Consider the following 21,451-nt stretch of genomic DNA (forward strand, 5'->3'; position numbering starts at 1 on the left):
GGCCCCGCGGGGCCGGACGGCGAGTGCTGGATTTCCCAGCCGGTCAGAGGGCTGCCACTGCCTCAGCAGCGGCCGAATTGGCGTGGGCGGCGGCGGCCACGGCGGCTGCGACGTCCTTGGTCACCTGCAGGTCGAAAATGCTCGGGATGATGTAGCTGGCGTTGAGCTCATTATCAGCCACGCGGTTGGCGATCGCTTCTGCGGCGGCCACGAGCATGTCCGGGGTGATGTCGCTTGCTCCGGCGTCCAGGAGACCGCGGAACAGGCCGGGGAAGGCCAGGACGTTGTTGATCTGATTCGGGAAGTCGCTGCGGCCCGTGGCCACGACGGCCGCGTGCTTGGATGCGACCACCGGGTCGACCTCGGGGGTGGGGTTGGCCATGGCGAAGACGATCGCGTCCTTGGCCATGGAGGCCACGTGCTCCTCGCCCAGGATGTTCGGAGCGGAGACGCCGATGAAGACGTCGGCGCCGGCCAGAGCGTCGTGAAGGCTGCCGGAGTAGCCCTCCTCGTTGGTGTTCTGGGCGATCCAGGTGCGGTGGCGGTCGTCGTAGCTCTCACCCTTGTGGATGGCGCCGGAACGGCCGGCCGCGATGATGTGCTGAGCGCCCTGGGCCTTGAGGAGCTGGATGATGGCGGAGCCGGCCGCGCCGACGCCGGAGACGACGATCTTGACGTCCTCGATCTTCTTGCCCACCACGCGCAGGGCGTTGACGAGGGCGGCGAGGGTCACGATGGCGGTGCCGTGCTGGTCGTCGTGGAAGACCGGGATGTCGAGCTCGTCGCGCAGACGGGCCTCGATCTCGAAGCAACGGGGAGCTGCGATGTCCTCCAGGTTCACACCGCCGAAGACGGGTGCGAGGAGCTTGACGGTGCGGATGATCTCCTCGGTGTCCTGGGTGTCCAGGCAGACCGGCCAGGCGTCGACATTGGCGAACTGCTTGAAGAGCGCGGCCTTGCCTTCCATGACGGGGAGGGCGGCTGCGGGGCCGATGTTACCGAGACCCAGCACTGCGGAGCCGTCGGTGACGACGGCGACGGTGTTGCGCTTGACGGTGAGGTTGCGGGCGGCGGAGGGATCCTCGGCGATAGCCATGCAGACGCGGGCGACGCCGGGGGTGTAGGCCCGGGAGAGGTCGTCACGGTTGCGCAGCGGAACCTTCGGGACCACCTCGAGCTTGCCGCCGAGGTGCATCAGGAAGGTGCGGTCCGAGACGTGCAGGACCTTGACGCCTTCCAGCGCGTTGAGGGCTGCCTCGACGCGCTTCGCGTGCTCGTCATCCGTGGTGTTGCAGGTGACGTCGACGACGATGGTGTTGTGGTGGGATTCCGCCACGTCCAACGCGGTGACGGCAGCGCCCGCGTTGCCGACGGCGGCGGCGAGCTCACTGGTGGCGGTGAAGCTCGAAGGGGCCTCGACGCGCAGGGTGATGGAATTTCCGGGGCTGGGATTCGCCATTGAATACTCCTCCAGAGTAGGGCCCGCGGGGCTTCGGTAGTCCGCGAGATGTTTTCGTATTATGGATATTATTCTCTACAGAGCGGAAAGACAAGACCAAAAAGTGCTTGCATCCAGACCGTTTCTAACTGTTGTATGTATCTAGGCGGTCCGAAGCCTTTCCGCGATGCGGATAAGATTTACCGGTAGTGACCGCGCACACCTACGCAACGACGCGGGAAGGAGTTGGGATGGCAGAGAAGCCCTCAGGCGGTGTCCAGTCCGTGGAACGCGTCTTCGAACTGCTGGAACTCATCACGGACGCAGGCGGGGATGTGACGCTCAGTGAGCTGTCCTCTTCGACGGATCTGCCGCTGCCCACCATCCATCGGCTCCTGCGCACGCTGGTGTCCCTCGGGTACATTCGCCAGCTGCCCAATCGGCGCTACGCCCTGGGCCCGCGGCTGATCCGCCTCGGCGAGGCGGCCTCGATGCAGCTCGGCGCCGTCGCACGCCCTCAGCTCAAGACGCTGGTGGACCGTCTCGGGGAGACCGCCAACATGGCGGTGCTGGACACGGACATGATCATCTATGTGGCCCAGGTGCCGTCTCCGCACGCCATGCGCATGTTCACCGAGGTGGGCCGCCGTGCGCATATGCACGACACCGGCGTCGGCAAGGCGATCCTCGCTCAGCTCGACGACGAGACCGTGCGGGGCATCGTGCAGCGCACCGGGATGCCGACCCCCACCGTCAAGAGCCTCGGGACCATCGACGATCTGCTGGCGGACCTGGCGGACATCCGGGAACGGGGCTACTCGATCGACGAGGAGGAGCAGGAGCTCGGTGTACGGTGCTTCGCCATGGCGGTGCCCAATGCGCCGACGCCGTGTGCGATCTCCGTCTCGGGCCCGATCACCCGTGTGGACCAGTCCTTCTCGGAGCGGGCCGTGCCCATGCTCCGTGACGCCGCTGCGGCGCTGTCCCTGGAGTTCAACCGCGTCTGACGCCCGTCCCTCCTCCGCGAAGTTACAGCTGACGCCCCTAAACCTCGGTTTTAGGGGCGTCAGCTGTAACTTCGCGGGGTGAAGTGTTCGATTCCTGTGGATAACCCGCCGCGGGTGCCGGTCGACTGGCCAGAATGAGGCATGCCACGTCGCGCCGCCCCGCTCCCGGAATCGCTCCTTGGGACTTCGTTCGCACTGACCAGATCAGATCGGCTGGACGTTCCACGTAAGAGGACACTCGGCCGCGACCTCACAGTTCCCTCCCGAGGACTTCGTTTTCCTGTTGAGGCGGAGCTATCCATGACGTCGTTGCTGCGCGGCTATTCCGAACTGGACGAAAGCTCCGTGCTCGTCGACTTCAGCGCCGCACGGATCTGGCGGGCGCCTCTGCCCCTGTGGCTGCCGCGGTGCGGGGAAGTCCGCCTCGCGCGTCCGAGTGGGGCGAGCACTCCGCGGCGGAAGCGGGTCGGCGGCAGAAAGCTGAGTTTCGCGTCAGGGGAAGTGGTGATCCACGACGGCGTCCGGGTCACCTCGCCGGCGCGGACCTACCTCGACCTTGCGGAGTTCCTTCGCTTGGAGGACCTGGTGGCGGTGGGCGACTACTTGGTCAACGCGCATGACGAACACCATCCTTACCCGCGCAAGGCACTGTGCACCGTGGCCGAACTGAGGGGAACTGTCGAAGCGCATCCGGGGAAGCGTGGGATCAAGAAGGCCAGGCTGGCGCTCGACATGGTTCGCGTCGGTGCGGACTCCGCCCAGGAGACCTTGCTCCGTCTGGCCCTGATTGAGCACGGGCTGCCCGAACCCGTGCTCAATCATTCGCTGTCCTTGCCGTGGCGCGGTGTTTGCGTGTGGCCGGACGCCGCGTATCCGGAATGGAGGCTCTCACTGCAGTACGACGGCGGTGTGCACGATGGCAAGGATCAGTACCTCCGGGACTTCGAACGTCAACGACTGACCGAGGAAGCCGGGTGGACCGAGGTCCGAATCGGGAAAGGTGACCTGAAAGGGAGCCGGCCGTTCGCCGTCGTCCGCGTCCGTGAGGCGCTCGCGAGTGCAGGATGGCCCGGCAACCGAGCCCGAAGTTACAGTTGACGCCCCTAAAACTCAGTTTTAGGGGCGTCAACTGTTACTTCGCGGAGGGGGAGGTGCGCTAGTGAGCGCTCTCGGGCTCGATCGGGACTTCCTTGCCGTCGCAGTCGATCAGCTTGCCGTTCTCGAAGCGGTCACCCTCGCGCAGTACGCGGATCTGCTGCGTGGTGAGCACTCTGTCCGAGCCTGCCACGAACACCGAGGAGTCCTTGGAGTTACCCGCCTTGAAGTGGTTGAACAGCACGTTCAGCAGGATCGCCATGATGGCGGCTGAGCTGATGCCGGAGTGGAAGATCGTGATGAACCAATCCGGGAACTTGTTGTAGATGGTCGGGCTCACCACGGGCAGCAGGCCGAAGCCCAGCGAAGAAGCCACGATGATCAGGTTCATATTGCCCTTGTACTCCACGGTGGAGAGCGTCCGGATGCCGGAGGCCGCCACGGTGGCGAACAGGATCACGCCGGCGCCGCCGAGCACTGGCATCGGGACAGACTGGACCACGCGGCCCACCACGGGGAACAGGCCCAGGAGGATCAGGATGCCGCCACCGGCGGTGACCACGAAGCGGCTCTTGATGCCGGTGATGGCCACCAGGCCCACGTTCTGGGCGAAGGCGCTCTGGGTGAAGGAGCCGAACACCGGCGCGACGGCGCTGGAGATCATGTCGGCGCGCAGGCCGTTGGCGACGCGCTTGCGGTCCACCTTGGTTCCGACGATCTCACCGACGGCGATGATGTCGGCGCTGGTCTCGGTCAGGGTCACCAGGATCACGATGAACATCGAGATGATGGAAGCCACGTTGAAGGTCGGCGGGCCGAAGGCGAACGGGGTCGGGATGGCGAAGATCGCGCCGGTGCCCACCTTGGAGAAGTCGGCCTGGCCAGTGAAGATGGCGATGACGGTGCCGAGGACCATGGCGAGCAGGATGGACAGGCGGGAGATGGTGCCGCTGCCGACCTTGGAGAGGACCAGGGCGATCACGAAGGTGACGCCGGCCAGTGCCAGGTTCGGGACGCTGCCGTAGTCAGGTGCCTTGGAGTTGCCGCCCATGACCCAGTTGGCCGCGACCGGCAGGAGCGTCAGGCCGATGGTGGTGATCACGGTGCCGGTCACCACCGGCGGGAAGAATCGCAGGATCTGGGAGAACAACGGCGCTATGAGCAGGCCGATGATCGAGGCGACGATCACGGAACCGAAAACGGCCGGGAGCCCTCCGCCCTGGGAGACGATGGCACCCATGGTTGCCACGCCGGCGAAGGAGACACCCTGCACCAGCGGGAGCTGAGAGCCGAAGAACTTCACTCCCAGGGTCTGCAGCAGCGTTGCGACACCGCCCATGAAGAGGCAGCTGGCGATCAGTACACCGATCTGGTCCGGCTGGAGGCCGGCGGCCTGGCCGATGACCAGCGGGGGAGCGATGATGCCGCCGTACATGGTGAGAACGTGCTGGAGCCCGTACGCGACGGTTGCACCGAGCGGGAGGCGCTCGTCCTCTGGCCGTGTAGCGGTGGGCTTGACGGTTGTTGCACTCATTTCAGACTTCCTGTCTGCCTAATGATTGGTGAGGTGCCGCGGCGTTGCGGCGAGGGTGGCCGACATCGGTGGGAACCGGGGGCCGGAGAACTGGAGGGGTGTGCGGTCCGGCGCCATTGCCGGGGCACGAAAGTCAGTCAGGGGGGAACGACGACGCCGGGTCGCCTGGGCGGTGTGGTTCCGTGGTGGGGTGTCACCCGGGCCGCGCTGGCCGCCGCAGCGGTGCAGAGCAGGCACGGTGGGCGCCGAACGCGCGGCCCGGGTGAGTTTCTGGATGTCAGCAGAAGCCGACGATGCCGTCCCAGGCGTTGCCCGGGTCGGAGATGGTCTCGCGCTCGAAGTTGGCCTCGATCAGGCCGTACGGGCGGTCGGCCGCGAAGAAGACTTCGCCGGGGTTGTCGAGACCGAACGGGGTGAGATCCACGACGAAGTGGTGCTTGTTCGGGGTGGAGAAACGCAGCTCGTCGATCTCGGGGTGAGCTTCGAAGACCTTCTGGGCCATCTGGAAGAGCGTCTGCTGCAGTGCGTAGGAGTACTCCTCGGAGAAGCCTTCCAGGAGCAGGGCCTTCACGGACTCATAGGTGGCGTTGAAGTCGACGGTGCCGTTGGCGACGGCCTCGTTGTTGTAGCGCCAGCGGGCGGAGACGTCGGTGGCCAGGATGCGGTCCGTGGTCTCCTGCAGGGTGGTGTACTTGTCCTTCGGGTAGCCGACGAAGCCGGACTGCGTGGACTTGAGGACCGTGAGGTCGTTCAGGCCGGAGATGACGTAGATGTCGTCACCGTCCTTGGTCACCACGGAGTTGCGGACTTCCTGGCCCTTGCGGACGAAGGAGTGGTTGTGCTCCTGGCCGCCGGCGAGGATGCGCTCCCAGGCGAACTGCTCGGCTTCCCAGCGACCGCCGGTGACCCACTCGAATTCGCCGGTGAAGTGGTTGGCGAGGCGGATGAGGAATTCCTCGGGGGAGCCGATGCCGTCACGGGCGAAGGCGAACACGGTGTTCTTCTGGGTGTCGGTCGGGACGACGTGCGCGTTGTCGCCGTCGATGTGCGCCGCAGTGAAGTCGCCGCGGAGCTGGGACGTGACGTTGAGGTCCTCGATCTCGTGGCGATCCGTGTCGCGGGTGATCTTGACGACGCGGTTCTCGGCCTTGCCGTACTGGTTCTTGCCGAGGACGATGTTGCTGCTCATGGTCTGCTCAACTTTCCTGGTGGGCTTCGCTGCCCACCGCTCTGGTGTCGTGCGCCGTATGGCGCCTGTTGTGGCGGATCCCGGCACAAAAAAAGAGCCGACATCCGTGGATGCCAGCTCATTACGACCCTGCCTGCTGCTCTCAGGTAACCCGTGATGTGGATCACGAATTGCTCAATATCGTAGGCACGGCCTTGTCGTGTTGTAAATCACATTTTTTGAATCACTCAAAATTGGCGATTGTGACAGTCGGCTCTCGCGGCCGCCCTGGAAGCGCTCCGGAAGGTCTTGACGGCGAGGGGTGGCCTCTCTAGACTTTTCGTAGAACAGAAAAGTTCTTCCGCAATACGGAATGTAAAGTGGATGGTCAGCTAGGAACGACCGCTGGAACGCGGGGTTCCCTGGACGAACGGTAAGGAGTAGATCATGCAGGATCGCAGCAGCACCACCCGGATTCACGAACTCGCGGCCCAGGCCCGCACTCAGGAGTTCTACCTGCCGCTCGGCGGGACGGATCCCGACTTCTGCCTGCCGGCGTACCGGCGGGCCCGTGAAGCGGAGGCCGCGAAGGGCCGCGCCAATCGGTGGGTCAAGGCGCTTCCGTTCTTCCGCAGGACGGCGTCCGGCAATTAGGGTGCGACGGCGGCCTGTCGGCAGGCGTCACTGAGCACGGAAGAACCCCCGGTCAATGGAGCCCGGGGGTTCTTCCGTGTGTCATCGAAGGCGGGTCGACGGATCAGGCCATCACGATGCGTCGCGCGGCCGCGCTGTGCCGGCTGATCAACTCGCCGAGGTCCAGGCCGGGGATCTGGCCGTCCACGACTCGCCAGGTCCCGCCCACCATGACCCGGTCCGCCCGTTCCGCACCGCAGAGCAGGAGTGCGGCGAGGGGGTCGTGGCTGCCGGAGAAGCGCAGCCCGTCCAGCCGGAAGAAGGCAAGGTCCGCCTGCTTGCCCACCTCGAGCGAACCGATCTGCGCCTCCCTCCCCAGGACGCGTGCCGATCCGAGAGTGGCCCATCCGAGAGCCCGTTCCACCGGGATGTCCGCTCCGTAACGCAGGCGCTGAAGATAGAGGGCCTGGCGTGCCTCCTGAATCATGTTGGAGGCGTCATTGCTCGCCGAGCCGTCCACCCCCAGGCCGACCGGAGTGCCGGCGTCTTCCAGCTCCACCACGCGTGCGATGCCGGACGCGAGCCGCATGTTCGACGTCGGGCAGTGTGCGATGCCCGTGCCTGCGGCTCCCAGCCGGGCCACCTCGGCGTCGTCGAAGTGGATCCCGTGACCGAGCCAGCTCTGCGGGCCGAGCCAGCCGACGTTTTCCAGATAGTCGACGGTGCGCAATCCGAACATCTCCCGGCAGAAGTCCTCCTCGTCCAGGGTTTCGGCAAGGTGGGTGTGCAGCCTGACTCCATGGCGGGCGGCGAGCTCCGCGCTCTGCGCCATGATCTCGCGGGTCACCGAGAAGGGGGAGCAGGGGGCGAGGGCGATGTGGATGTCGGCGTCCGGCGCGGTGGAGTGGTAGCGGGCGATGAGCCGCTCCGAGTCGGCCAGGATGGTGTCCGCGTCCTGGACGACGCTCTGGGGCGGCAGTCCGCCATCGTCCTCCCCGAGTGTCATGGAGCCGCGGGTCAGCGTTGCGCGCATGCCGAGCCTGCGGACGGCGTCGACCTCGATATCGATGGCGTCGTCGAGTCCGGCCGGGAAGACGTAGTGGTGATCGGCCGCCGTCGTGCATCCGGAGAGCAGCAGCTCGGCGAGTGCCGCGGTGACCGCGAGATCCAGGCTCTGGGGTGTGAGACGCGCCCAGACCGGATAGAGGTTCTGGAGCCAGGGGAAGAGTTTGGCGTTGGCGGCCGGCCCCCAGGCGCGGGTGAGGGTCTGGTAGAAGTGGTGGTGCGTGTTGATCAGCCCGGGAGTCACGACGTGCCCCGAGGCGTCGAAGGTCTCATCCACGGGGGTGGATGGGCTCTGTCCGCTGTTGAGCAGTTCGACGATGACCCCGTCCTCGACCACGAGGCCTCCGGGGGCGTTTCGTGGCGATGCGGTGAAGATGTCGAGGGGGTTCTTGATCCAGATCCGGCCCATGGCTGGCATCCTTTCGGTACGAAGGGTGTGTGCCAGCTCAGTTATGGCCTGTCTGCTGATCCAGGTGGCTTCAGCGTAGGTGGCGGACCGTTCCGGGTCAACGGTGACTGCCCGGCTTTTCGGGCCGACGACGGCGTTGCCCCAGGTCCGCTGTAAGTTTCCGGTGAGTGGAAAAAGAGTTTCAAAAAAATGTGGCGCGGCTCACAGAAGCTCTGCTACATTCGTTCCTGCCAAAGGCGGGCACCCCGGATCACGGGACGCTATCTACCAGGCGTACTTACAATCCTTCACAGCACAACGTTGGATCCAGGTCGAATGGTAACCCCGCCTCCCGGGGCTTCTTTTGCGGCCGGTTCCAGCCATCGCAAGGGAGTCTCTGAAATGAGCACCACCGCCATCAAGGAATTGGCCGCTGCAGTGCAGCTGGCCACTGAGAACGTTCTGAACCACGGGGGCCCTTTCGGGGCTCTGGTCGTCACCGCCGACGGCCAGCGCTTCGAGGGCGTCAATCGCGTCACCGCGAACAACGACCCCACCGCCCACGCCGAGGTCACGGCGATCCGCACCGCCTGTGCGGCCCTGGGCACCTTCGACCTCAGCGGAGCCACGCTGTACACCAGCTGCGAGCCCTGCCCCATGTGCCTCGCTTCCGCCCTCTGGGCCCGCGTCTCCCGCGTGGTCTTCGCCGCGGACCGGCACGACGCCGCCTCGGTGGGCTTCGATGACGCGGTCTTCTACGACTACTTCGAGAAGCCGGAAGCCCGGGCCATGATGCCCGTGGTCCGTGAGGAGCTGGACGCCGACGGCCCCCAGCGCATGGACCCCTTCACCACCTGGAACACCCTCGAATCCCGGATCGACTACTGAGGCAGGTGCTCCCATGTCCATCACCTCAACCCAGTCCGGTACTCAAGGCGGGAATCAAGGGAACACCAGCGCACGCGGCTCGGAAGCCGGCACGGGAAGGTCGTCTGCTCAGGGCGGCCCCGCCCGTGAAGGCTCTCTCCTGGACCGCTTCTTCGAAATCAGCCGACGCGGATCCACGGTGGCCCGCGAGATCCGCGGCGGCGTCGTCACCTTCTTCACCATGGCCTACATCGTGGTGCTCAACCCGCTCATCCTCGGCGGATTCTCCGCCGATCGCGCCCCACGTGACGTCATGGGCGGCTGGCTCCCGGCCCTGCAGGTGGGCGCCGTCACCGGTCTGACCGCCGGTGTCATGACCATCATCTTCGGGCTCGTGGCCCGCTTGCCGTTCGGGATCGCCGCAGGGCTGGGCATCAACTCCTTCCTGGCGGTCTCCGTCATCCACGAAGTGACCTGGCCCGAAGCGATGGGACTGGTGGTCATCAACGGCATCCTGATCGTCCTTTTCGGGATCACCGGGGCACGGACGGCCATCTTCAAAGCAGTGCCCAAGGAACTCAAGGCCGCCATCACGGTGGGCATCGGCCTGTTCATCGCCTTCATCGGCTTCGTGGACTCGGGATTCGTCACCCGGACCCCTGCCGGTCCGCCGGTCCAGCTCGGAACCGACGGGTCCATCGCCACGATCCCCACCCTCGTCTTCATCATCGGATTGCTGCTGATGGGGGTCCTGGTGGCCCGCAAGATCCAGGGCGGGCTCCTGATCGGCATCGTGGTGACCACGATCCTGGCGGTCATCGCCGAGCAGGTCTTCCACATCGGCGCCGCCAGTGCGAACAATCCGGGCGGTTGGCATCTGAACACGCCAGTCATCTCCGGGCAGCTGGTGTCCTTACCGGACCTCTCCCTCGTGGGACAGGTGGATCTGTTCGGATCCTTCGGGCGGATCGGCGGCCTGGCGGCCATCATGCTCGTGTTCACTCTGGTGTTCACCAACTTCTTCGACGCCATGGGCGCGATGACGGGCCTGGCCAAGAGTGCAGGGCTGTCCTACAAGGACGGGACCTTCCCGCGCTTGAAGAGCGCCTTCATCGTGGAGGGCTTCGGCGCCGTGGCCGGCGGCTTCAACAGCGGCTCCTCCAACACGGTGTACATCGACTCGGCCGCCGGCATCGGCGAAGGCGCCCGGACCGGGCTGGCTTCCGTCGTCACCGGTGCCCTGTTCATCGGTTCGATGTTCCTGACACCGCTGACCTCGGTGGTTCCGCTCGAAGTGGCGGCCGGTGCACTCGTGGTGGTCGGAGCCCTCATGATGGCCCAGATCCGCGAGATCAAGATGGACCGTTTCTCGGTGGCCCTGCCAGCCTTTCTGACCATCGTGACCATGCCGCTGACCTACTCGATCGCCAACGGCATCGGGGCCGGATTCATCTCCTGGACCGTGATCGCCACGGCCTCGGGGCGGGCCAAGAAGGTTCATTGGCTCATGTGGGTGGTCACTGCGGGCTTCGTGGTCTACTTCGCCAGAGGCCCCATCAACACGCTGATGGGCGCCTAGGCCCGAGCCGGAACTGAGAAAGAAAAGGAGGAGCGCGGTGCTGGAACTCGGAAAGCACTTCACCACCTGGGAACCCGCGCAATGCGGCGAGGAGCTCGTGGTCGCCACCATCGTGGCCGCCCGGGGTTCCGCACCGCGCCCCACCGGTACTTCCATGCTCGTCTCCGCAGACGGGCGGATCCTCGGCAGCCTTTCCGGAGGCTGCGTGGAGGGGGCCGTCGTCGCCGCGGCGCAGGACATCCTGGCCGGAGGCGGTGAACGGCGAGAACGCTTCGGATTCAGTGCCGAAGACGCCTTCGCGGTGGGCCTGAGCTGCGGAGGCGAACTCGACGTCCACTTGAGCAGGCTCGACCTCGGGGCACGCGCGGCGCTTTCGGCCGAGCCGGTGGCTCTGCTGCGGAGGCTCAACACCGGAACGACGACGACGGCAGCCGCACCGACTCTGGCCGTCCCGGCAGCCGCCGTCGTCCGCGAACTGCCGCGCGGTGCCTGGACGACGCTGCTGGGACTTGACGCTGAGCCCGCGCTAGTCCAGGACGAGGTGCTGGAGCGGGCCCATACGCAGGTGGAGTCCCTCCTCCGGCAGGGCCTGTCCGGTCTGGTGCGCGTGGCACCTCCGCAGGGCTGCTGGGCCGGAGAGCGGGAGGCCGAGCCGGTCGAGCTCTTCGTGGAGAGCCGCCTGCCGGCCCCGCGGGCGGTAGTGGTTGGCGCCAATGATTTCTCCGAGACGCTCATCCCGGTCCTGAAGCTCCTCGGCTTCCACCTCACCCTCTGTGACGCCCGGCCGAGCTTCATCGCCCAGGAACGATTCGCCGCTGCCGACAGCCTCGAGCGGAGCTGGCCGCACCGCTATCTGCGGGACCAGGCGGACCGCGGCCTCCTGGACGAGCGCAGCATTCTCTGCGTGCTCTCCCACGACCCGAAATTCGACATCCCGCTTCTCACCACGGGATTGCGTCTCGACCTCGCCTATGTCGGGGCTCTCGGCTCGCGGCGCAGCGATCGGCAGCGTCGCGCGGCCCTGCTGGAGCAAGGCCTTGAGCCTGGGCTTCTGGATCGCCTTCATTCCCCCATCGGGCTCGACCTCGGCGCAGTGACGCCGGGCGAAGTGGCCGTGGCGGTCGCCGCCGAACTGGTCGCGACACTCCGGGGCGGCACCCGTAGCCCCACACCGCTGTCCCGGGGAACCGGGCCCATTCATCACTGATCCGGTCATCACCGGCTCAGCCACCCACGACCCCGCCCGGGCGCACACCGCGATGATGCGGAGAGCACCCGGACACCGCAGTACAGGAGGAACGCCATGGACATGAACACCATCGAGCAGGTGGTGGCCACCGACGATCCCGCGCAATGGCGCGAGGGGGATGCCTGGCTGGCCGGCGGCACGGTGCTCTACTCCTATGGCAGCAGCACCCTGAAGCGGCTGCTGAGCCTGCATGAGGCCGGGTGGGAACCGGTCACGGTCCGGGAAGACGGGCTGGAACTCGCTGCCACATGCACGGTGGCGCGGGTGTACGCGCTGCCGGAGGAACTCGATGGCAAGGGGCCGGGCGGCCAGGACTGGCCGGGGCTCGCCCTGTTCCGGCCCTGTGCCGACTCCTTCGTCGCGTCCTTCAAGATCTGGAACATGTCAACGCTGGGCGGCAACATCTGCACCTCGCTGCCTGCCGGGCCCATGATCTCGCTGGCCGCCGGACTGGACGGGGTGGCGCTGATCCACTCGCCGGACGGCTCTTCGCGTCGGGTGCCCGTGGCCGAATTCGTCACCGGGGAGATGCAGAACGTCCTGGTTCCGGGGGAATTGCTGCGCAGTGTGTTCGTTCCGGCGGCCGCGCTGCGCGCCCGGGTGGCCTTCCGTCGGCTGTCGCTGAGCAAGCTCGGCCGCTCCGGGGTCCTCCTGATCGGGCGTCAGGACGAAGACGGTTCGTTCGTCCTCACCATTACGGCGTCCACTCGGCGTCCCGTGCAGCTGCGGTACTCCTCGGTGCCGGCCGCGGCCGAGCTCCTGGATTCCATCGAGGCCGCTGTGCCCGCGGAACTCTGGCACGACGACATCCACGGCCTGCCCGCCTGGCGCCGGGACATGACCCACCGGTTGGCGCGGGAGATCCTGGCCGAGCTTGGCGGCGAGCCGCTGGAAGCCCCCCGTGCTTCGGGTGCCCGGATGGCGGGAGAGCCGAGCGCCGTCGTCGTCTCCGGCGATTTCTGGCCGCCGGTTCCCGCACCCTCCGCACCCTCCGCTCCCTCCTCCCCCGCCGAGTTCGTGGATTCCAGCCGAGTTCGTGGGAAAAATCCACGAACTCACACGAAACCCACGAACTCGGCGGAAGAGCTGGGAGAGAAACCCACGAACTCGGCGGGGGCGTCTTCCATCGTCATCAACGGGGAGCCCGCGACGGCCGAGCCTCGGGCCGGGCAGTGCCTGCGGACCTTCCTCCGTGAACAGGGCAACACCGGCATCAAGAAGGGCTGCGACGGCGGCGATTGCGGCGCCTGCACGGTGCACGTCGACGGCAAGCCGGTGCACTCGTGCATCTACCCCGCAGCAGTCGCGGGCGGACATGAGGTCACCACCATCGAGGGCCTCGCGGCCAGTTGCTCGCACGACGACGGGGAGTCCGAGGGCACTGACGCTCTGCACCCGATGCAGCGCAGGTTCCTGGAAACGCAAGGCTTCCAATGCGGCTTCTGCACGGCAGGCATGATCATGACCGCGGCCACCTTCAGTGAGGAGCAGAAGGAGAACCTGCCCCGCAATCTCAAAGGCAATCTCTGCCGCTGCACCGGTTACCGGGCGATCGCGGACTCCATCGCGGGGGCCGAAGATGAACAGAACCGGGGTTGCAGCGGCGGCATGGGCGACAACGTCCCCGCTCCCGCCGGGCCCGGCGTCGTCACCGGACAGGTGAAATACGCCCTGGACGTGGCGCCAGAGGAGTTCCCCGGGCTGCTCCACATGAAACTCCTGCGCTCGCCCCATGCTCACGCACGGGTCCTGTCGATCGACACCGCCGCGGCATTGGCAGTGCCCGGAGTGGTCCGCGTCTTCACGCACGAGGACGTTCCGGCACTGCACTACTCCACCGCGCAGCACGAACTCGTCGAGGATGACCCGGACGACATGCTGATGCTGGACACCGTGGTCCGCTTCGTCGGGCAGCGGGTGGCCGCCGTCGTCGCCGACTCGGTGCAGGCAGCCGAGGCAGGCGTCCGCGCGCTCGCAGTGGACTACGAGGTACTGCCGGCGGTCTTCACGCCCGAGGAGGCGATTCTCCCCGGGGCACCAACGGTCCATGGCGAGAAGGACGGCGAGATCGCCCGGATCGCCCGGCCCCGGGAGAACGTCCTCGCCGAGCTGCACTCCCAGCTCGGCGACGTGGAGGAGGCCTTCGCCACGGCGGACTTCGTGCACGAGAAGGAGTACCGCACTCACCGCGTTCAGCACGTCGCCCTGGAGACCCACTGCGCCATCGCCTGGGTCGACGACGGCGTGCTGACCGTCCGCTCGTCCACCCAGGTCCCGTTCCTTGCGCAGCGGACCCTGGCCCGGATCTTCGACCGTCCGCGCGACACCGTCCGGGTCTTCACGGGCCGGGTGGGCGGCGGTTTCGGCGGCAAGCAGGAAGTCCTCGCCGAGGACCTCGCCGCGCTCGCGGCCCTGGACCTCGGTGTTCCCGTCCAGCTCGAGTTCACCCGGACCGAGCAGTTCACCGCCACCACCACCCGTCATCCCTTCCACATGAAGGTCAAGGCCTCCGCCCGGAAAGACGGCACATTGACGGGCCTCCAGCTCGATGTGCTCACCAACACCGGGGCTTACGGCAATCATGGCCCGGGCGTCATGTTCCACGGCTGTGGAGAATCCGTCGCGGTGTACAACTGCGCCAACAAGAAGCTGGACGCTCGGGCCGTCTACACCCACACGGTTCCGGCCGGGGCGTTCCGCGGCTACGGTCTCAGCCAGATGATCTTCGCCGTGGAATCGGCCATGGATGAGCTGGCGCACGGCATCGGCATGGACCCGTGGGAGTTCCGCCGGAGGAACATGCTCCGCGAGGGCGACCCCATGCTCTCCTCGCACAGTGAGCCGGAGGAGGACGTCCTGTACGGCAGCTACGGTCTGGACCAATGTGTCCAGCTTGCCGAGGATGCCCTGCGCCGCGGGGCGGATCGCGAGGCGTCCTTCGGGGAGCGGTTGGGCGATGACTGGCTGGTGGGTGAGGGCAGCGCCTTGTCCATGATCGACACCGTCCCGCCGCGCGGCCACTTCGCCCACAGCCGGGTCTCACTCGGGTCGAGCGGCCGCTACCTCGTGGAGTTCGGTACCGCCGAGTTCGGCAACGGCACCACCACCGTGCACACCCAGCTGGCCGCTGAGGCGCTCGGAACGAACACCGCCGCCATCGACTACCGCCAGGCCGACACCGCCAATACAGGTCACGACACCGGAGCGTTCGGTTCCACCGGGACCGTCGTGGCGGGCAAGGCCACCCTCGCGGCGGCCACGGAGCTCGCGGACCGGCTCCGCACGCTCGGAGCCGAACTTCTCGGCGTGCCGGAAGCCGGGTGCGTGCTGGGGCCCGACGGCGTCGCGCACGCGGGCGGCTCGGTGCCGCTGGGAGCGCTGCATCAGGCCGCGTTCGAGCGCGGCATCTCCCTCGTCGTCGACGGCGAATGGGGCGGGACTCCTCGCTCGGTCGCCTTCAACGTCCATGGTTTCCGGGTGGCCGTGAGCCGCGTGACGGGTGAGATCCGCATCCTGCAGAGTGTGCAGGCAGCGGATGCCGGCAAGGTCGTGAATCCGCGGCAATGCCGTGGACAGGTGGAGGGCGGCATCGCGCAGGCTCTCGGGGCCGCGCTCTATGAGGCGGTCCGGATCGATGAGACGGGCAAGGTGTTCACGGACATCCTGCGGCAGTACCACATCCCGACCTTCGCGGACACGCCTCGCAGCGAGGTCTACTTCGCCGAGACGGCCGATGCCACGGGCCCGCTGGGCGCGAAGTCCATGAGCGAGAGTCCCTTCAACCCGGTGGCCCCGGCCTTGGCCAACGCGATCCGGAATGCCACGGGCCTGCGCTTCAGCACGCTCCCGCTCACACAGGACTCGGTGTACCTCGGGCTGAAGGAAGCCGGTCTGGCGCTCGTCTAGTCCGTCTCGGACCGGGTCTCAGGACGGAGGGCCTGCTTCCAGAAGGGGCAGGTCCTCCGTCCTGTCCACGTCCCGGCCATCGGACCAAGGGCCGCAGTCCACGAGGCTGATGAGTCGTGGATTGGCCCGGAGGAAGCCGCGGGCGCCGGCGTCGCCGTTCGCGGAGGCCGCGACCCGGTCCAGGAGTGTGGTGTCGAACAGGACCGGGTGCCCACGGTGCAGCGTTCCGGCTGAGTCGGGATAGGCTGCCGCCGTCACGCCGCCCGGCCGATGCGCCGTGAGCAGTGCCGCCACGGTGGCCGAGGTGAGGCCTGGCTGGTCCACGAGCGCGACCAGTGCATGGTGGCCCCGTGGAACGGCGGCAAGCCCGGTGCGCAGCGAGCCGCCCATGCCGTGCTCCCAGTCCGGGTTCTCGACCACGGTGCAGCCATCGAGCGAGCTTTCGGCTCGGACCCGCGCCGCCTCGGCTCCGAGCACGACGACGACGCCGGCGCAACCGCCGTCGTGCAGGACCGTCGCGAGGTGCTCGACCAAGGGGGTGCCGGCCCGGCGGAGCAGGGCTTTCGGTCCGAGCCCGAGGCGGGTTCCCGCGCCCGCGGCGAGGAGCACGGCGGTGGTTCCACTCTGGGTCATGCTGTCACCTTAGTGTGTCCCGAACCCTGCACCGAGACGCCAGTAGGTGCCCTTACCCGGGTGGGTAAGGGCACCTACTGGCGTCTCGGCGCAGGGACTCTGTTCAAGCGCTCGCGTCAGGGGTCGGGATGGGATCAGGCGTCGCCGCCCGCGCCTCCCGTGGTTCCGGCGTTGACGTCGAGGAGGCGGTACTTCTCGATCGCCTGGGCCGGAGCCTGGGCGTCGACCTTGCCCTGGCGGGCCAGCATCTGAAGGGTCTTCACGACCACCGAGTGGGTGTCGTTCTTGAAGAAGCGCCGGGCGGCCTGGCGGGTGTCGGAGAAGCCGAAGCCGTCTGCACCGAGCACGCCGTAGTCGTTCGGGATGAACTGCCGGATCTGGTCTGGGACGGCCTTCATGTAGTCGGAGACCGCCACCACGGGACCCTCGGCGCCTTCCAGCTGACGGGTCACGAACGGCACCCGGGCTTCGGCGCCCGGGTTGAGGAACTCATGCTCCTCGGCGGCCAGGCCGTCACGACGCAGCTCGTTCCAGCTGGTCACACTCCACACATCGGCGGCGACGCCCCAGTCTTCGGCGAGGATCTGCTGGGCGTCCAGGGCCCACGGCACCGAGACGCCGGACGCGAGTACCTGCGCACGCGGCTTGCCCTCGGCATCCGGTGCGGCGGAGAGCTTGTAGATGCCCTTCAGCACGCCGTCGACGTCCAGGTTCTCCGGCTCGGCCGGCTGGTGGATCGGCTCGTTGTACACCGTGAGGTAGTACATCAGGTTCCGGTCCTCGGAGTCCGGGCCGTACATGCGTTCGAGGCCGTCCCGGAAGATGTGGGCGATCTCGTAGCCGTAGGCCGGGTCATAGGTGACGACGGCGGGGTTGGTGCTCGCGAGCAGCGGAGAGTGGCCGTCGGCGTGCTGGAGTCCTTCTCCGGTCAGGGTGGTGCGACCTGCCGTGGCCCCGATGATGAAGCCGCGGGTCATCTGGTCGCCGGCGGCCCAGAAGGAGTCACCGGTGCGCTGGAAGCCGAACATCGAGTAGAAGACGTAGATCGGCACGAGCGGCTGGCCATGGGTCGCGTAGGCGGTGCCCGCCGCGGTGAAGGCCGCGACGGCCCCGGCCTCGTTGATACCGGGGTGGATCAGCTGGCCGAGCGGGGACTCCTTGTAGGCCAGGACCAGTTCGCGGTCTACGGACAGGTAGTTCTGGCCCTTGGGGTTGTAGATCTTCGCGGTGGGGAAGAAGGCGTCCATGCCGAAGGTCCGGGACTCGTCCGGCACCACGGGGACGAGACGCTTGCCGAAGTCCTTGTCGCGGAGCAGATCCTTGAGCATGCGGACGAAGGCCATGGTGGTGGCGGCCTTCTGCTTGCCGGAACCCTTCTTGGCCACCTCGTAGGACTTGGCGTCCGGCAGCTTCACCTCGACGTGCTCAGGCCGGCGCTCGGGGACCGAACCGCCCAGGGCCGCACGGCGCTCCATCATGTACTTGATCTCCGGAGCGTCATCGCCCGGGTGGTAGTACGGCGGGCGGTAGAGATCCTTTTCGAGGACCTCGTCGCTGATCGGGATGCGGAGCAGATCACGGAAGGCCTTCAGGTCCTCCATGGTCAGCTTCTTCATCTGGTGCGTCGCATTGCGGGCTTCGAAGTGCGCCCCGAGGCCGTAGCCCTTGACCGTCTTGGCCAGGATCACCGTCGGTTTGCCCTTGAACTCGGTGGCGGCCTTGTAGGCGGCGTAGACCTTGCGGTAGTCATGACCACCACGCTTGAGATTCCAGATCTGGTCATCCGTCAGATCGGCGACCAGTTCCTTGGTCTGGGCACTGCGACCGAAGAAGTGTTCGCGGATGAAGGCGCCGTTCTCGGCCTTGAAGGTCTGGTAGTCGCCGTCCACGGTGTCGTTCATGATGTTGACGAGTGAACCGTCGGTGTCCTTGGACAGGAGACCGTCCCACTCGCGGCCCCAGACGACCTTGATGACGTTCCAGCCGGCGCCGCGGAAGAATGCTTCAAGTTCCTGCATGATCTTGCCGTTGCCACGCACCGGCCCATCGAGGCGCTGGAGGTTGCAGTTGATCACGAAGTTGAGATTGTCGAGCCCCTCGTTGGCGGCGAGCTGGAGCAGGCCGCGGCTTTCGGGCTCGTCCATCTCACCGTCGCCGAGGAAGGCCCAGACCTGCTGGTCACTGGTGTCCTTGAGGCCGCGGTCCTGGAGGTAGCGGTTCGCCTGGGCCTGGTAGATGGCGTTCATGGGGCCGATGCCCATGGAGACCGTCGGGAACTCCCAGAAGTGGGGCATCAGGCGCGGGTGGGGGTACGAGGAGAGGGCATGCCCTTCCTTGGACTTCTCCTGGCGGAATCCGTCTAGATCCTCTTCGCTGAGGCGGCCTTCCATGAAGGCGCGGGCGTACATGCCGGGGGAGGCGTGGCCCTGGAAGAAGACCTGGTCGCCGCCGCCGGCGTGGTCCTTGCCGCGGAAGAAGTGATTGAAGCCGACTTCGTAGAGGGTGGCCGCGCCCGCATAGGTGGAGATGTGGCCGCCGACGCCGATGTCGGCGCGCTGGGCGCGGTGCACCATGATCGCGGCGTTCCAGCGCATGGCACGGCGGTAGGCCCGCTCGTATTCCTCATTGCCCGGGTATTCAGGCTCCTGGTCCGCGGGGATGGTGTTGACGTAGTCGGTCGTGGTCACCATCGGCACGCCCACGGACTTCGCTCCGGCGCGCTGCAGCAGCGAGCGCATCACGTACTGAGCGCGCCCGGTGCCCTGTTCCCGCACCAGGGCGTCAAAGGACTCGACCCATTCCCCGGTCTCCTCCGGATCAGTGTCCGGCAGGGCGGTGGTGAGGGCGCTCAGGATCGAGGGCGTGATTTCTTCTGCAGCCACAGGTGACCTCTCTTCATCGAATGGTTGGGCTGGCGTCGCGATGGCGACGTCTTTCCGACATGCGAAAAAATAATTCTGTCTATCGAGATTAGACGGCATCGGCGGCTTGCGTCAACGACGAGAGCTTTCCTCCGATTGCGACGACGGCGGGCGCTTCCGAGGCCCCTGTCGCCGACGTGGGCGGACGCCTGAATCAAGGGGATTGGTATGCCAAATATGACTGTCGACACTCGTCTACCGTTGACCAGCTGTGATGTGGGCCATATTCTGGATTCCATACTTCAATAAAACAGTTCCGCATTATGGAAAGACACCTGAGGGGGGATGTCGACCAAGGGGTGCGGAACCGTCCGCATCGAAATGGAGCAACCATGCAGACGAACCCCAATGGCGCGGAGGCCACCTCCGCCCCGAATCCTGAACAGCCCTCGGGGCTGGGACAACCGGCAGGTCCGGCCCACGCGGCACATGCGGGGGAAGGACACCCGCATCACGCCGAATTCGCCGGTGACCTTCCCCGGCTTTCCGAGGCGGTCGGCGTCGAACTCAGCGAGAGGCTGTACAACAAGGACCTCGCCCCCACCCGCAAGGCGGGGCGCACCTGGACCGCCTACAGCATCTTCACCCTCTGGGCGAACGACGTTCACAGCCTCGGCAACTACGCGTTCGCCGTCGGCCTCTTCGCCCTGGGCATGGGCGCCTGGCAGATCCTCCTGGCCCTCGGGGTCGGGGCGGTGCTGCTGTTCCTGCTGCTGAACTTCTCCGGCTTCATGGGTCAGAAGACCGGTCTGCCGTTCCCGGTGATGAGCCGCATCAGTTTCGGCATCCACGGTGCACAGATCGCCAGCATCATCCGCGGCGCCGTCGCGGTCGCCTGGTTCGGCATCCAGACCTATCTCGCCTCGGTGATCTTCCGCATCATGATCATCAAGCTGGCTCCCGGGCTCGCCCCGCTGGACCACAATGACATCCTCGGCTTGTCCACCCTCGGTTGGATCGCCTTCGTGATCCTCTGGATCATCCAGCTGATCATCGTGAGCTTCGGCATGGAGATGATCCGTAAGTACGAGGCCTTCGCGGGACCCATCATCCTGGTGACCATGGCCGCACTGGCCATCTGGGTCTTCGTTCAGGCGGGCGGGACCATCGAACTCAACGGCATCAAGCACATGGACACCGCCGAGACATGGCGGAACGTGTTCGCCGGCGGCGCGCTGTGGGTCTCCATCTACGGAACCTTCGTCCTGAACTTCTGCGACTTCACCCGTAACGCCGTGGCCCGGAAGTCGATCGTCAAGGGCAACTTCTGGGGTATCCCGATCAACATGCTCCTCTTCGGCGGCATCGTGGTGGTCCTGGCAGGTGGCCAGTTCAAGATCAACGGCACCCTGATCTCCTCACCGTCGGACGTGGTCCAGTTGATCCCCAACACGCTGTTGCTGGTCCTGGCGTGCCTGGCGCTGCTGGTTCTGACGGTGGCCGTGAACCTCATGGCCAACTTCGTGGCCCCGGTCTACGCCCTGACGAACCTGTTCCCGCGGCACCTGAACTTCCGCCGTGCGGCCTGGGTCAGCGGCACCATCGGCCTGATCATCCTGCCCTGGAACCTCTACAACAACCCGTTCGTCATCGTGTACTTCCTCGGTGGCCTGGGCGCCCTGCTCGGTCCGCTGTTCGGCGTCGTGATGGCGGACTACTGGCTGATCCGCCGCGGCAAGGTCGAGGTCACCCGCCTCTACACCGAGGACGTCTCCGGCCCCTACTTCTACCGCCGGGGCTTCAACCCGAAGGCGATCACCGCGCTCGTCGTGGCCGCCGCCGTCGCCGTGATCATCGCGTTCGTCCCGGCTCTGGACCATCTGGCGCCTTTCGCCTGGTTCTTCGGGGCCGGCGTCGCAGCCCTCGTCTACTACCTGATCGCCGATCGTGGCGCCCGGTACCTTGACACTGATGGTGAAGCCATCGCCGTCGCGAGCACCCACTGAATCCGCGCCCGCCGCATCCGAG

The 21,451-nt window shown here is 66.5% G+C and carries 14 protein-coding genes and 1 pseudogene; 9 read left to right on the forward strand and 6 right to left on the reverse strand.

Annotated elements, in window-relative coordinates; genetic code table 11:
• Positions 1–43 precede the first annotated feature (43 nt).
• The gene (locus ACIPXZ_RS11690; protein WP_400594181.1) at positions 44–1,459 is read right to left on the reverse strand and encodes an NAD-dependent malic enzyme; all 1,416 of its coding nucleotides are present in this window, start codon (positions 1,457–1,459) and stop codon (positions 44–46) included.
• 230 nt (positions 1,460–1,689) lie between these two features.
• On the opposite strand from ACIPXZ_RS11690, the gene ACIPXZ_RS11695 reads away from it, so the two are divergent.
• Both ACIPXZ_RS11695 and ACIPXZ_RS11700 read left to right on the forward strand, forming a co-directional pair.
• The gene (locus tag ACIPXZ_RS11695) at positions 1,690–2,445 is read left to right on the forward strand and encodes an IclR family transcriptional regulator (protein WP_400594184.1); all 756 of its coding nucleotides are present in this window, start codon (positions 1,690–1,692) and stop codon (positions 2,443–2,445) included.
• A 300-nt stretch (positions 2,446–2,745) separates the two neighbouring features.
• The gene (locus ACIPXZ_RS11700; RefSeq protein ID WP_400594187.1) at positions 2,746–3,543 is read left to right on the forward strand and encodes a hypothetical protein; all 798 of its coding nucleotides are present in this window, start codon (positions 2,746–2,748) and stop codon (positions 3,541–3,543) included.
• Between the two features lie 58 nt (positions 3,544–3,601).
• Here ACIPXZ_RS11700 and ACIPXZ_RS11705 read toward each other — a convergent pair whose 3' ends face one another.
• Entirely contained in the window at positions 3,602–5,074 is a 1,473-nt protein-coding gene (locus ACIPXZ_RS11705) for a nucleobase:cation symporter-2 family protein (RefSeq protein WP_400594190.1), read from the reverse strand.
• Positions 5,075–5,351: 277 nt separating this feature from the next.
• Positions 5,352–6,263 carry a factor-independent urate hydroxylase gene (gene pucL / locus ACIPXZ_RS11710; RefSeq protein WP_400594193.1) on the reverse strand — a complete coding sequence of 304 codons (912 nt, stop codon included), beginning with the start codon at positions 6,261–6,263 and terminating at the stop codon, positions 5,352–5,354.
• A 426-nt stretch (positions 6,264–6,689) separates the two neighbouring features.
• On the opposite strand from pucL, the gene ACIPXZ_RS11715 reads away from it, so the two are divergent.
• On the forward strand, positions 6,690–6,896 hold the full coding sequence (locus ACIPXZ_RS11715) for a hypothetical protein (RefSeq protein WP_400594196.1): 207 nt from the start codon (positions 6,690–6,692) through the stop codon (positions 6,894–6,896).
• A 103-nt stretch (positions 6,897–6,999) separates the two neighbouring features.
• Here the strand turns inward: ACIPXZ_RS11715 and ACIPXZ_RS11720 are convergent, their stop codons facing one another.
• Complete coding sequence (locus tag ACIPXZ_RS11720) at positions 7,000–8,349, reverse strand: 8-oxoguanine deaminase (RefSeq protein WP_400594199.1); 1,350 nt, start codon at positions 8,347–8,349, stop codon at positions 7,000–7,002.
• Positions 8,350–8,730: 381 nt separating this feature from the next.
• Between ACIPXZ_RS11720 and ACIPXZ_RS11725 the strand changes: the two genes are divergently transcribed.
• From ACIPXZ_RS11725 to ACIPXZ_RS11745, 5 genes and pseudogenes are all read left to right on the forward strand, one after another.
• A complete protein-coding gene (locus ACIPXZ_RS11725; RefSeq protein WP_400594202.1) occupies positions 8,731–9,216 on the forward strand; it encodes a nucleoside deaminase in 486 nt (161 codons plus the stop codon).
• 13 nt (positions 9,217–9,229) lie between these two features.
• Positions 9,230–10,774, forward strand: a complete 1,545-nt coding sequence (locus ACIPXZ_RS11730; protein ID WP_400594205.1) for an NCS2 family permease — start codon at positions 9,230–9,232, stop codon at positions 10,772–10,774.
• Positions 10,775–10,811: 37 nt separating this feature from the next.
• Entirely contained in the window at positions 10,812–11,981 is a 1,170-nt protein-coding gene (locus ACIPXZ_RS11735) for an XdhC family protein (protein WP_400594208.1), read from the forward strand.
• 96 nt (positions 11,982–12,077) lie between these two features.
• Positions 12,078–13,016: pseudogene (locus ACIPXZ_RS11740) on the forward strand (FAD binding domain-containing protein); the annotation flags it as partial.
• Between the two features lie 93 nt (positions 13,017–13,109).
• Positions 13,110–15,929, forward strand: a complete 2,820-nt coding sequence (locus ACIPXZ_RS11745) for a molybdopterin-dependent oxidoreductase (protein ID WP_400594584.1) — start codon at positions 13,110–13,112, stop codon at positions 15,927–15,929.
• A gap of 18 nt (positions 15,930–15,947) precedes the next feature.
• On the opposite strand, the gene nboR is transcribed toward ACIPXZ_RS11745, so the two are convergent.
• Both nboR and aceE read right to left on the reverse strand, forming a co-directional pair.
• On the reverse strand, positions 15,948–16,562 hold the full coding sequence (gene nboR / locus ACIPXZ_RS11750) for a nicotine blue oxidoreductase (RefSeq protein WP_400594211.1): 615 nt from the start codon (positions 16,560–16,562) through the stop codon (positions 15,948–15,950).
• Positions 16,563–16,696: 134 nt separating this feature from the next.
• The gene (gene aceE, locus ACIPXZ_RS11755) at positions 16,697–19,444 is read right to left on the reverse strand and encodes a pyruvate dehydrogenase (acetyl-transferring), homodimeric type (protein ID WP_400594214.1); all 2,748 of its coding nucleotides are present in this window, start codon (positions 19,442–19,444) and stop codon (positions 16,697–16,699) included.
• 371 nt (positions 19,445–19,815) lie between these two features.
• Here aceE and ACIPXZ_RS11760 point away from each other — a divergent pair, with 371 nt between their 5' ends.
• On the forward strand, positions 19,816–21,429 hold the full coding sequence (locus ACIPXZ_RS11760) for an NCS1 family nucleobase:cation symporter-1 (RefSeq protein ID WP_400594217.1): 1,614 nt from the start codon (positions 19,816–19,818) through the stop codon (positions 21,427–21,429).
• Positions 21,430–21,451 lie beyond the last annotated feature (22 nt).

Source organism: Arthrobacter sp. NPDC090010, from assembly GCF_044748305.1.
Lineage (GTDB): Bacteria > Actinomycetota > Actinomycetes > Actinomycetales > Micrococcaceae > Arthrobacter_E.

What these genes read in the sequence shown, in the direction of transcription:
- ACIPXZ_RS11690 (WP_400594181.1), bottom strand. Translation starts at nt 1,459, where the DNA reads ATGGCGAATCCCAGCCCCGGAAATTCCATCACCCTGCGCGTCGAGGCC.
- ACIPXZ_RS11695 (WP_400594184.1), top strand. Translation starts at nt 1,690, where the DNA reads ATGGCAGAGAAGCCCTCAGGCGGTGTCCAGTCCGTGGAACGCGTCTTC.
- ACIPXZ_RS11700 (WP_400594187.1), top strand. Translation starts at nt 2,746, where the DNA reads ATGACGTCGTTGCTGCGCGGCTATTCCGAACTGGACGAAAGCTCCGTG.
- ACIPXZ_RS11705 (WP_400594190.1), bottom strand. Translation starts at nt 5,074, where the DNA reads ATGAGTGCAACAACCGTCAAGCCCACCGCTACACGGCCAGAGGACGAG.
- pucL (WP_400594193.1), bottom strand. Translation starts at nt 6,263, where the DNA reads ATGAGCAGCAACATCGTCCTCGGCAAGAACCAGTACGGCAAGGCCGAG.
- ACIPXZ_RS11715 (WP_400594196.1), top strand. Translation starts at nt 6,690, where the DNA reads ATGCAGGATCGCAGCAGCACCACCCGGATTCACGAACTCGCGGCCCAG.
- ACIPXZ_RS11720 (WP_400594199.1), bottom strand. Translation starts at nt 8,349, where the DNA reads ATGGGCCGGATCTGGATCAAGAACCCCCTCGACATCTTCACCGCATCG.
- ACIPXZ_RS11725 (WP_400594202.1), top strand. Translation starts at nt 8,731, where the DNA reads ATGAGCACCACCGCCATCAAGGAATTGGCCGCTGCAGTGCAGCTGGCC.
- ACIPXZ_RS11730 (WP_400594205.1), top strand. Translation starts at nt 9,230, where the DNA reads ATGTCCATCACCTCAACCCAGTCCGGTACTCAAGGCGGGAATCAAGGG.
- nboR (WP_400594211.1), bottom strand. Translation starts at nt 16,562, where the DNA reads ATGACCCAGAGTGGAACCACCGCCGTGCTCCTCGCCGCGGGCGCGGGA.
- ACIPXZ_RS11760 (WP_400594217.1), top strand. Translation starts at nt 19,816, where the DNA reads ATGCAGACGAACCCCAATGGCGCGGAGGCCACCTCCGCCCCGAATCCT.